At 39.8% G+C, this 11,720-nt stretch carries 12 protein-coding genes; 3 read left to right on the top strand and 9 right to left on the bottom strand.

Features of this window, described 5'->3' with window-relative positions:
* Window positions 1–4 precede the first annotated feature (4 nt).
* Window positions 5–2,548 (bottom strand): ATP-dependent Clp protease ATP-binding subunit, encoded by a 2,544-nt coding sequence (locus IPJ53_08355; protein MBK7799110.1) that lies wholly within the window; start codon window positions 2,546–2,548, stop codon window positions 5–7.
* A 241-nt stretch (window positions 2,549–2,789) separates the two neighbouring features.
* On the opposite strand from IPJ53_08355, the gene IPJ53_08360 reads away from it, so the two are divergent.
* Window positions 2,790–3,167 carry an STAS domain-containing protein gene (locus IPJ53_08360; GenBank protein ID MBK7799111.1) on the top strand — a complete coding sequence of 126 codons (378 nt, stop codon included), beginning with the start codon at window positions 2,790–2,792 and terminating at the stop codon, window positions 3,165–3,167.
* A complete protein-coding gene (locus IPJ53_08365; GenBank protein MBK7799112.1) occupies window positions 3,151–4,080 on the top strand; it encodes a ribonuclease Z in 930 nt (309 codons plus the stop codon). The genes IPJ53_08360 and IPJ53_08365 overlap by 17 nt, the downstream gene beginning before the upstream one ends.
* A gap of 190 nt (window positions 4,081–4,270) precedes the next feature.
* Here the strand turns inward: IPJ53_08365 and IPJ53_08370 are convergent, their stop codons facing one another.
* The 8 genes from IPJ53_08370 to IPJ53_08405 all read right to left on the bottom strand — a co-directional run bounded on the left by IPJ53_08370 (window position 4,271) and on the right by IPJ53_08405 (window position 10,653).
* Window positions 4,271–4,450 carry a type II toxin-antitoxin system HicB family antitoxin gene (locus IPJ53_08370; GenBank protein MBK7799113.1) on the bottom strand — a complete coding sequence of 60 codons (180 nt, stop codon included), beginning with the start codon at window positions 4,448–4,450 and terminating at the stop codon, window positions 4,271–4,273.
* Between the two features lie 34 nt (window positions 4,451–4,484).
* Window positions 4,485–5,267, bottom strand: coding sequence for a hypothetical protein (locus tag IPJ53_08375; GenBank protein ID MBK7799114.1), 783 nt, complete (start codon window positions 5,265–5,267; stop codon window positions 4,485–4,487).
* 10 nt (window positions 5,268–5,277) lie between these two features.
* Window positions 5,278–5,505: a hypothetical protein gene (locus IPJ53_08380; protein MBK7799115.1), complete on the bottom strand. Its 228-nt coding sequence runs from the start codon at window positions 5,503–5,505 to the stop codon at window positions 5,278–5,280.
* Window positions 5,506–6,066: 561 nt separating this feature from the next.
* Window positions 6,067–6,330 (bottom strand): Txe/YoeB family addiction module toxin, encoded by a 264-nt coding sequence (locus IPJ53_08385; protein ID MBK7799116.1) that lies wholly within the window; start codon window positions 6,328–6,330, stop codon window positions 6,067–6,069.
* A gap of 6 nt (window positions 6,331–6,336) precedes the next feature.
* Window positions 6,337–6,558, bottom strand: coding sequence for a hypothetical protein (locus IPJ53_08390; protein ID MBK7799117.1), 222 nt, complete (start codon window positions 6,556–6,558; stop codon window positions 6,337–6,339).
* A gap of 118 nt (window positions 6,559–6,676) precedes the next feature.
* Entirely contained in the window at window positions 6,677–7,432 is a 756-nt protein-coding gene (locus IPJ53_08395; GenBank protein MBK7799118.1) for a discoidin domain-containing protein, read from the bottom strand.
* A 10-nt stretch (window positions 7,433–7,442) separates the two neighbouring features.
* A complete protein-coding gene (locus tag IPJ53_08400) occupies window positions 7,443–8,876 on the bottom strand; it encodes a DUF1501 domain-containing protein (protein ID MBK7799119.1) in 1,434 nt (477 codons plus the stop codon).
* The gene (locus IPJ53_08405) at window positions 8,860–10,653 is read right to left on the bottom strand and encodes a DUF1800 domain-containing protein (protein ID MBK7799120.1); all 1,794 of its coding nucleotides are present in this window, start codon (window positions 10,651–10,653) and stop codon (window positions 8,860–8,862) included. The genes IPJ53_08400 and IPJ53_08405 overlap by 17 nt, the downstream gene beginning before the upstream one ends.
* Window positions 10,654–10,946: 293 nt before the next feature.
* On the opposite strand from IPJ53_08405, the gene yaaA reads away from it, so the two are divergent.
* Window positions 10,947–11,711: a peroxide stress protein YaaA gene (gene yaaA / locus IPJ53_08410; GenBank protein ID MBK7799121.1), complete on the top strand. Its 765-nt coding sequence runs from the start codon at window positions 10,947–10,949 to the stop codon at window positions 11,709–11,711.
* The last annotated feature ends 9 nt before the right edge of the window (window positions 11,712–11,720 follow it).

Raw genomic sequence — 11,720 nt, forward strand, 5'->3', positions numbered from 1 at the left:
CACATTAAGAGGAGGATTTTTTACCAACTCCGCTTTTTGCAGATTGAGAAATCAGCACCTGATCTTTTTCTTTGTTGAGCACGGCTTTTAATTTAGTCCCGGGTTCCGGATTTTCATTCAAAATATACTCTGCCAAAGGATCTTCCAGGTATTTCTGAACCGCTCTGTGGAGTGGTCTGGCACCAAACTGAGGATCGTACCCTTTCTCGGCGAGGAATTCCATGGCCTCCTGCGTGATGGTCAGTTCCAACTTCATTTGTTCGATGCGCTTGAGCAATCCGCTTACCACCAGGTTGATGATTTGGAAAATCTGATCTTTCTCCAGGCTGTTGAATACCAGCACGTCGTCCACACGGTTGAGGAATTCAGGGCTGAAGGTCTTCTTCAAGGCATTCTTGATCACATTCTTGGAATATTCATCCGCATTGTCCACTCTGCTCTGGGTGGCAAAGCCCACACCCTGGCCAAAATCTTTTAATTGTCTGGCTCCAATGTTGGAAGTCATGATGATGATGGTGTTTTTAAAATCCACCTTACGGCCTAAGCCATCTGTCAATTGACCTTCATCCAATACCTGCAGCAAGATGTTGTACACATCCGGATGCGCTTTTTCGATTTCATCCAAAAGCACCACCGCATAAGGCTTTCTTCGTACTTTTTCAGTAAGCTGTCCGCCTTCTTCGTATCCTACGTATCCCGGAGGCGCACCGATCAATCTTGAAACGGTAAATTTCTCCATGTACTCACTCATGTCCAGACGGATGAGTGCGTCTTCTGAGTCAAACAAGAAGCGACTCAATGCCTTGGCCATCTCTGTTTTACCTACACCAGTAGGACCCAGGAAAATAAAGGTTCCTATCGGCTTCTTTGGATCTTTCAATCCAACCCGGTTACGTTGGATGGCTTTGACTATTTTGACGACGACTTCGTCCTGTCCGATGATGGACTTCTTCATGTCGTCGGCCATGTTGACCAGCTTCTTGCTTTCACTTTGTGCTACCTTTTTAACCGGAATTCCGGTCATCATGGCTACTACTTCTGCAATATTTTCTTCATTCACCGGAAATCTCCTGGTTCTGGATTCATCTTCCCAGGCCACCTTTGCGGATTCCAGTTTCTTTTGAAGTTTTGATTCCAGATCTCTCAAGTCAGCAGCTTTCTCGTATTGCTGACTTTTTACAGCTACATTTTTTTGCTCCTTGATGGTATCGATTTGGGCTTCAATTTCTTCAATATGCTTGGGCACGTGAATGTTTTTCAAATGCACCCTCGCACCCACTTCATCCAGTACATCAATGGCTTTGTCCGGTAAAAAACGATCGGTAATGTACCGGTCGCTCAACTTGACACAGGCCTCTATGGCTTCGTCGGTATAAGATACGGAGTGGAATTCCTCGTATTTGGATTTTATATTGTTCAAAATCAAAATGGCCTCTTCTGCAGTAGGCGGATCTATCATCACTTTCTGAAAACGACGATCAAGTGCTCCGTCTTTTTCAATATGCTGACGATATTCATCCAGGGTAGAAGCACCAATGCATTGCAACTCTCCTCTTGCCAAAGCAGGTTTGAAAATGTTGGAAGCATCCAGTGAACCGGTAGCGCCACCTGCTCCGATGATGGTATGTATTTCGTCAATGAACAGGATGACATCTCTTGATTTTTCCAATTCATTCATGATGGCCTTGATGCGCTCTTCAAACTGGCCACGGTATTTAGTTCCGGCCACGAGCGCAGCAAGATCAAGCATTACGATGCGCTTGTTGAACAAAGTTCGCGACACTTTCTTTTGCATGATCATCAGGGCAAGTCCCTCTACGATGGCGGTCTTACCGACTCCGGGTTCTCCGATCAATATTGGATTGTTTTTCTTGCGGCGGCTCAAAATCTGAGAGACCCGCTCGATTTCTCTTTCTCTTCCAATGATAGGATCCAGCTTGCCATCTTCAGCGAGCCTGGTAATGTCACGACCGTAATTATCCAATACGGGTGTCATGGATTTGGATCCGGATTTTTTGGAGAAGGAAGAAGAAGCCTGCTCTTCTTCGTAGGAATCAGGATCACTGGCGGCTGCAGTAATATCCGGGAATTCTTCCATGCCTCCTTGCTGGCTGAGGTAATCTAACTCAGACCGGAAATTATCGTAGTCTATGTTGAATTGCTCCAACACAATACAAGCCAGATTGTCGTGGTGCTTCAATATGGAAAGCAAAAGATGTTCAGGATAGATCTCGTCCTCCTTGGTGATTTTTGCTTCCAGATAGGTAAACTTCAAAACCTTCTCTGCTTGTTTGTTCAATGGAAGATTTCCTACCTGAAAAGAGGTTTCCTCACCTTTTCTCACCGGAATGGCTTCCTCCAGTTTATCTTTCAATTGGCTGAGGTCCACTTTCAGTGACTTGAGCACATTGACTGCCAGCGTATCCCGCTCAGCCAGCATGCCAAGCAGAATATGTTCAGTGCCAATGTAATCGTGTCCCAGACGGATGGCTTCATCACGGCTGTTGGCCAATACTTTTCTGACTTTTTGAGAAAATCTTTTATTCATTTTATCGGTTATTCTATTTGGTCAAAACTAACACACATCCAAATAACATTAAAGGCTTATTTTTTGTTGTATTCGTTTTAAAAGGCTATTTACAAGCTAAATTGTACGAAAGCGTCAAAGTTTTATAAATTTGCTATCTCAAAATTAGATAAAAATCGACATTTGGTAATAATTATTTGTTTTTATAATAAATAATTGCCTAAATTTTAAAACATTAAATATATTAATTTATTCATATCTCATGAAATACCAGATTGACAAACAAGAGCGATATTCTGTATTTACCCTGGAAGAACCTCAATTAAACTCCATGATCGCTCCGCTTCTTAAATCAGAATTTGTCTTCCTTCGCAATGAAGGAGTGAGAAACCTGATTTTTGATCTACAGCAAGTTGATTACATTGATTCATCAGGCCTTAGCTCCATCCTTACTGCCAACAGACTTTGGAAGGATTATGGTTCTTTCGTGCTCACCAACATGAACAGTGAGGGCGTTAGAAAATTGATTGAGATTAGTAAACTGGATGGCATTCTGACCATTATCCCGACGATTGACGAGTCCGTTGATTACATTTTTATGGAAGACATAGAGCGGGATCTGAATGACGAGGAAGAATAGTCATCTCTTTGAGCTTCTCATCCTGGGAAGCTCCTCTGCAATCCCCTCTGACGACCGGTTTCCAAGTGCGCAATTGTTAAACATTCGGGAGCAACTTTTCCTGATTGATTGTGGGGAGGCTACGCAAAACAGGCTTTGGTCTTACAAAGTCCGGTGGAGCAAAATTTCCCATATCTGCATCTCTCATCTTCACGGTGACCATGTTTTTGGTTTGCCGGGACTGATCACCAGTTTCAGTCATTTGCAGCGCAAAGAACCACTGACCATCTGTGGTCCGGAAGGAATCCGGGATTTTCTCGAAGGGACGCTCAAGCACAGCAGAGCTCATTTGAATTTTGAAATTACCTATCTCGAACTCGATCATCAGGTGGCGACTAAGTTTTACGACGATGGTTTGCTTTCCATCACTTCTTTTCCACTGAACCATCGGGTGCCCACCATCGGTTATGTTTTCAAAGTAGAAGAGCATTACCGCAAACTAAACATTGAAAAAATAAGCCAGCTGGCCATTCCTGTTTCCCAATATAAAAAAGTGGTGGCAGGAGAATCCGTTTCCGATATAGACGGCAACATTTATGAGGCAGATGAATTTTCTACGCCGGTGCATTATTTAAAATCATACGCTTATTGCAGCGACACCAGATATGATGAATCCATTGTGCCATTTATCAGGGAAGTGGATGTTTTGTATCATGAAACTACTTATCTGGAAGCCTTAGCCCATAAAGCACAGGAGACGGGACATTCCACCGCGCACCAGGCGGCCACCATGGCGAAAAAAGCTTCTGTTCAGAGACTCATTACAGGACATTATTCCTCACGTTACCATGAATTGAATGTATTCCTTCAGGAATGTCAATCTGTTTTTCCCAATACCATTCTGGGAAAGGAAGGATTGGTTGTTCAGATTTGAATAGGCTTAAAAAGTTTTAATATGGGCTTAGATGTTTTCCAACAAAAGTTATCGTCTAATTTATGACCGTCTGTCAGATCAAGTCGAGGTTATTACATTTTGTAACAATATTTGAACACAAGCTTTCAAAGCCTCGTTTTTGTTGATATTATTAAATTTCTGAAAGGCCCTGGTCCACATATAATATTACTTAATTAATCGCATCATTTCTTTCTTGCAACTCTTCAACATACAATTCAATAGCTTCTTTAGCCATTGAAATGGCTTCATTCACATTTTCGCCATAAGTGATACAGCCAGGCAAGTCAGGAACAGTTACAGTAAACACGCCTTCGGTTTCTTTGTGTAAAAGTATTTTGTATTTGTACATAATTATGAGTACAAGTGTAAAATGATTAAACCAATTATTTATTTATATAATATTTTTTAAACCAATGCGCCACCTTATGTTTTTCAATTTTATCCCATTTTTTTTTATTCCGTATTATTTTGAAATGTGCAACCAATTCAAATGGAGCACTTTCCTTTGAATTGTCAAAAAAAAATGCTTGATAAGCCAATTGAGATGCTTTGTACATCAGTTTTAAAGATCTGTAATAGCGTTCCTCAATTTTTTGCGGAGGAACATCATGTCCATTTTCTGCAACTCTGAGTGCTACTCGATATTTATTAATTTCAGGGGATTCTGTTGAAATAAAGTAAAGATAAACTTTATAACCGGCATTATTAGCTCGTTCCATAATGTCCAAGTTGGATTCATGTGAGAAAACTGTTTCAAAACTAAATCGCCTTTTTAATCGTATCATTGCTTCTCTTAAATAACGTGCTATTATTTGGCCAATTTTGTCCGCATGAATTTTGTCAATTAAAACAATGGAATTGCCTTGAATTGTATATGATTCCACGAAATGTGATTCTGTAAATTCCTTTCCTAACAGGCCAGATGTTTTAGCGAATTCAAGAAAACTTAAATTAGAAATTTTTAATTTGAAAGAATAAAATGAGAATTTACCATTAACAAGTGATTGTGTGATATCATCAGCATTAATATAATATCCAAAATCAATAGGAATGCCTCCTATTTTTGTATCTTTAATTGCTTTGATTATCGTGCTTTTTCCTGAGCCATTCGGTCCTGCGAATACTCTTAGTCTCAATTCCTGTTTAGGTAATTTAATAACTGGCAAATGCGATATGTTATTTTAAATGGTCAATAATTTCGGTCCTGCCGTCTTGATATTTTTTTATCACTACATCATTTTGCACAACAACAACATAGCCCATAATGCTCATTGCTTTATTTGAAGCCAACTTGCCAGCAGCTCTTGCTCTTCTTAAAAGAAGTCTTTTTGTTAAATGAGTATGGTTTTTTGTACTTGTATTGGTTGAAGTAATTTTCCGTACTAATTTCTTGACAACTGACATTTCGATTATTTTGATATAAAAGTAATTAAAATAATATATCTAAAATCATTTTAAATAGAATTTCTACAAGAAAGATTTCCTGCAATAATATATCCCAAACAAATTAAAGGGCAATGTTCATTGACACATTGACAAGGTTAGCTCATTCGTCAAAGGGACAAATAATCAATCCTTTTAGGATTCACCGATAGGCGGGAGTTGTAACTTCGATCTTTTACATTATGAATTTCCAATTCGTTCATCGCCATTCAATAAAGAGCTCAAATTTCCAAAAGTAAGCCACTAAAGCGCAAAAATAACATAATTGAACAATTATTATAACTTAACAAATTTATTATCAACCACAAACTAAGTCCCAAGAAGTTTACCTCATTTGATTATTTTAATCAAAACCTCAATCCATTTTGACCAATGAAAACTTACTGCACTGTTTGTTTTTTCTTAGCGAAAGAATATAATTTCCGGCAGGCCATTCTTCATTGATAATTCTCAATTGGTAATTGCTTCTTTGCATTTGAGTAAAAGCTGCACCTTTGGAAATGAAATAAATAACTCTTCAAACTAATAATGTCCTTTAGCCGAGAGAATATAAACGATTGTATCGCTTACCTCATAAATCAATCTATGTTGATGGTTTATTCTGCGAGACCATAAGCCTGAAAGAGCATGTTTAAGTGGCTCGGGCCTCCCGGTCCCTGTATATGGATGATCATTAAGTTCTTCCAATAAGACAAGCAGTTTGTTGAGTACAGTTTTATTACCCGACTTTTTATGATCAGCTATATCTTCAGAGGCCTTATCAGTAAATTCTAAATAATAGCTCATTAAGCATTACACGCTTAAGAATTCTTTCAAGTTTTCTTTTTCTACCCTAGTAACTTTTCCGTTTTTAGCTTGTTCCTTACTCTCCAATATCTTAGCTACAAAATCTGGATGGTAGCTTTCTTCATTGGAAATTTCAAATTCAATTTTCATAGCATGCAGAACAGCTTTAATGGCATCAACTTCCTCAGTAGTTTTTGGATGAGCAATAAGTATTTCATGTGTTTTCATAATAAATTAATTTAAATTTAAAACTTACACAAAATTACAATAAAAATGCGCAAAAAGGAAATTATTATAATCTCTAAAGTCCATAGGTCATGTTTGGTTAAAACGATCTAATAAAACCTCAATCCATTTTGACCAATGAAAACTTACTGGACTGTTTGTTTTTTCTTAGCGAGAGAACATAATTTCCGGCAGGCCATTCTTCACTGATAATTCTCAATTGGTAATTGCTCCTTTGCATTTGAATTTGACCGGACTGCCAAACTTTGCCCAATAAATCTACGACCTGATATTGAATTAGCTCTTCTTTTAATCCGGAAATTTCTGCAACAAACTGGCTCTTGAAAGGATTCGGTTTGATGTTTACCTGGAAGGAATCTTCTTCCGGATTTTCGTCGGCAACATTTACGGTATTTACTTTCTCTGCAGAAAACTGGACTTCTGCCAATCCATAGCAAGAGTCTTTGCCAAAATTGCTTTGAGCAGTCAATAACAGGTATCGTGCATCCGGAATATTTACATCCAGCCAATCCATGCCTTCGTAGCGATTGTGTCCGGGTGCTTTTTCCAGATTGATCACACTGATGCTGCGCCAGGTAGTACTGTCTTTGGAATAATCAATCTTTAGTTCTCTGATTCCCCAATCCAAATGTGCAGGATCATTGCTGTTCCAAAATTTGATGCGGTCAATTTTATAACGGGTGCCTAAATCAAAAAGCATCCAGTGTCCCTGTTTGTTATCAGGGTTGGGGGATTCTTTGCTTTGACAGGAAACCCAGCCGTCAAACCAATTGGTGGAATGTCGATCCGGATAACATTGTGCGTTGAGATGAAGATTGATCAGCAGGAAGAAAAATATGTTGAAGAATAATTTCATGATTTCAGATTTAGATATTTAAAAATCCAAGTGGCGCTTTGCCGGAGTTGATGTTGTAAAATGTGCTCAGATTCGGCAATACATAGGACAGGTCTGAAGGTGGAACACCCATCCACAAAGCGAGTTCGCCAAAATATTGATCCACAGAAGTAGTCGGTATGATAACCCCATCATACACATTCAAATCATCATCGAGATTCAAAGAAGGATAGGTTCCAAAAATTCTTGAACCAATCACATCACCGCCCATTACAAAAACATTACCACCCCAGGCATGATCTGTTCCATTTCCATTGGACGGCAATGCGCGGCCAAATTCTGAAATGGAAAAAGTAGTGACCTGTTTGCTGAGTTTTAATTCGATCATGGCATTGTTGAATTCTTCCAGTCCGTCTGACACCATGGTCAGCATGTCTTGTTGGTTTTGAAGTACTTCATCATGATGATCCCATCCGTAAAAGTTGATGTAAAAAATTTGCCTTTTGAATCCCAATTTCTGATGCACAGAAATGGTCCTTGCAATCATCTTAAGAGATTCGGAAAATTCATTTTCGGAAAATTGAGTTTTGATTTCTACTCCATTGTCCAGCGCATCCTTGAACTTGAGATGTCCGTCTCTTGCGCCGCGAATAACATCTACATAAGTCTTTTGAAATACATCGCGGTAATTGTAATCCAGCAAACTGTCAATGGCCCCGGATTTTATGATGTTGAACTGATCGTACATGTTGTCCGGTCGATAACCATTGATGCCAATGCTTCCATTTCTTCGGTCGATCACGTATTCCACCACTTCGTTTCCGGTTTGTAATAAATTACTTCCGGAGAGACTTACATTCATGGAAATTTCCTGACTGGTATTCATGTCCCTGATCAGATCAGCCATTCTTCCGGCCCAACCGATGTTGGTACGCGATTGTGGTATTCCTGATTGCCAGTGTTGTGATTGATCGGAATGAGAAAGCAGACCCAATGGTAATTTTACTTTGTTGTTGTAAAAATCATCCTTGGTCGTTTTTTCCAACAGGGTTCCTACGTTTGAAATAAATGCAGCATTTCCCTGATTGAATATTTTTTGCAATCCCTCCATGGCCGGATGAAGTCCAAACTCTCTTCCGGGTGTATTGAGTACGGAAAGATTCAGCAATTCGTTTTTTGGAATTGCAAGATTTGCACGGGTCGTCTTGTACGTGTTGTATTCACTGTTGGAAGATGGAACCAACATGTTGAAGGAATCATTTCCACCACTTAGATTGATGCACACCAGTGCTTTGTATTCGGGGTCCAATGCGCTGTTGGCTATGGCAAGTGCATTGATGGCCTGAAGATTAATCATGGAATTACGGAAGGTGGTATATCCCAATGCTGCACAGCTGACCTGACCTATAAATTTTCTTCTTGAATTATTATTTTGATTCATGATTTTCTTATTTAAAAATGGCATAATCCGGAGACATCATCACCAGGTACAAAGCAAGCCGCGCACGATCTTTCCGATAATTTCCTGAACGCATTCTGCTGACGGCATTTTTTATAATCCCGCGGGATCTGTCAGACAGATTACCGTGTGTGAGCAGTACGTCAATTCTGTTTACCAGGGCTTCCGGATCTCTGGCAAGGTCTTCCAATTCTTTTGTAATCAGGATGGTGGGCACATCGTTTGCCTCCCAGGAATACATGACATAATCCATGATCCAATTATTGACCTGATTCAAAAACCCGATGCTGGTCCTTGAATTGTGAATTTGAAATTCAGGAGCCATTAAGTTATTGGCCGAAATGGAGCCTTTCGGTGCATAATTCGGAAAGTAAAAATTAAATACGGTAGGAGCTTCCAAAACATGTTGCCCGGTGTTGTCCAAAAAGTCATATCCCGAATTCCACAAGCGGCCATAATATTGTTCTACCCCGATGGCATTCATAAAATGTGAATAACGTATCATGGGTTCGCGGAGTTGTCCATTGTCAGGATCAAGAGACCAGTCACAATCCCGTGCTTCTGCATCGAGCAGTATAGCTTTAATTACTGCAGCCAGATTTCCACGGACACCCGATCCGTCATTGATAAATACCCTGGCAATGCGTTCTATATATTCAGGACTTGGATTGGATTTGATCAGACGTTGGATCAATTGTTTGCAAATGAAGGGTGGGGTATTGGGATGATTGAATAAATTATCTACGGCATTGTCGATGTCTTTCATTCCATCCTGCCTGCGCGGTGTCACAAATCCATTCAACAAATATTTGGAACCCGGCTCATGCCATTCATTAAACATTCTCATGGGTTTGGTGGGAATTCCCAGATACAGGGTGACGCCAAATTGTGGAGTGTCTATCCATCGGTTGGGCATGATCTCTGAAAAGCTGAGTCCCGTAAATATTTTCGCAAATTCCTGAATGTCTTTTTGATCATAGGTGGGAATGCTGTTGCCCAATGAATCTTTCTTATGCGTGCCATCGATATTTAATTCATACAGACCGATGGTAAATAACTGCATGATTTCGCGGGCGTAGTTTTCATCCGGTCGGATGTTTTCAATGGTATCCGTTTTAGGATTGTTCAAATGTGAAAGATAGGATCCCATGGAAGGGTGGAGGGATACTTCGCGCAGCAGATCTCTGAAATTTCCAAAAGAGTTTCTAATCAACACATCATAATAGCTGGCCATGGCTCTGCCATAACCTCCCAGATCCCCATTTCCGGAAACTACGAATATCTCACTCAAAGCAAGGGCAACCCGTTGACGAAGTTTGTCTCGGTTTGTTAAATTTAATTGCCACCAGGCATAATTAAAGTGTACGGCCCAGAAGTAATCCGGTTGTTCTGTGGAGTCTCCTCCATTCAGATAAAACCAATCCACCACTTCATCAATTACTTTCTCGTATTCATCGCTTATGGAACTTGGTTTGAGTTTAACTTGCTCATCTATCCAGGGCGCAAAGCCAATGCTGGCTGTTCGCTTGATCTCTTCCTCGCCGGATCCCAGGGTAGCCTGATACAAGAAACGACTTGCATTAAACAAATCATAGTTCAAGCCCGAACCGTCAAAGGCCGTCCTGGCATAGGCAGAGTCTTTCCAGAACTCCGGATGCCACTGATCACTGGTTTTGATTTTTATTTGGGGAGACTGACCTCCCCCCAGTATGACCTTTTGCGCGGATGCTGAAAATTGCAAAAGTGTGATCAGCAACAAGGCTGATTTTTTAAAAAATGACATATGGTCTCGTTTTATTTGATCGCTTGAATAACTTGACTCAAAACTATGGGTCAAATGTTGCTTTTCCTAATATATTCTTTTTAAAAATATAAAAATCAGTGTTTACCCTGATAAAGTTTTCTTGGAAACTAAGGGTTTCTACGTAGGTTTTGATGTGGTGGGATCATTGAAGAGAATAAAATTATTTGTAAAGGGTAGCTTTTTATTTTCATCCCCAGCAATTATACGATCATTACCAAATTCTCCGACAGAGTGTTTCACAAAAAATCTTTAACATTGCACAAATATATCATATGATCATCCTGGTATCTCCTTCCAAGGATCTCGACTATCAATCTAACATAGAACAAAACTCCACCGAGATTCCAAGGCTGTGGGAAAAATCATGGCCCATCGTCGAGCAGCTGAAGAAATATTCGCCCAAAAAGCTGGCAGCCTTAATGGACATCAGTCCGAAACTTGCGGCCGAAAACCATCAACGAAATCAGGCATTTATTCAACAATTCACCAAGGAAAATTCAAGGCCCGCTCTTTATGCTTTTTCCGGGGATGTGTACAGGGGATTGGACGTTAAGAGTCTCGATCCTTTATCCATTCATTATTGTGCATCCCACTTAAGAATACTTTCAGGTTTATATGGACTCCTTCGCCCCATGGATCTGATGCAGCCTTATCGATTGGAAATGAGCACAGCCCTGAAAATTGGAAGAAAGAAAAACCTTTATCAATACTGGGGTAATGAAATTGCCGATCTGATTCAATCAGACATTGAACAACAATCCGGAAAATACCTCATTAATCTGGCTTCGCAGGAATACTTCGAAGCAGTGCAGTTAAAACAAATAAAAGTTCCGGTGATTGACATCCATTTCAGAGAATTCAAAAACGGAAAAATGCAGTTTGTTTCTTTCAATGCAAAAAAGGCACGAGGTCTTATGGTGCGATACATGGCTATGGAAAAAACAGCTGATGTAGAATCAATTAAGGGTTTTGATCTGGAATCCTATACATTTGATGAGAAAATGTCAAATGAGAAATCATTTTATTTCATTCGCTAAATAAAAATA

The sequence above is a fragment of the Candidatus Vicinibacter affinis genome, from assembly GCA_016714365.1.
GTDB classification, from domain to species: domain Bacteria; phylum Bacteroidota; class Bacteroidia; order Chitinophagales; family Saprospiraceae; genus Vicinibacter; species Vicinibacter affinis.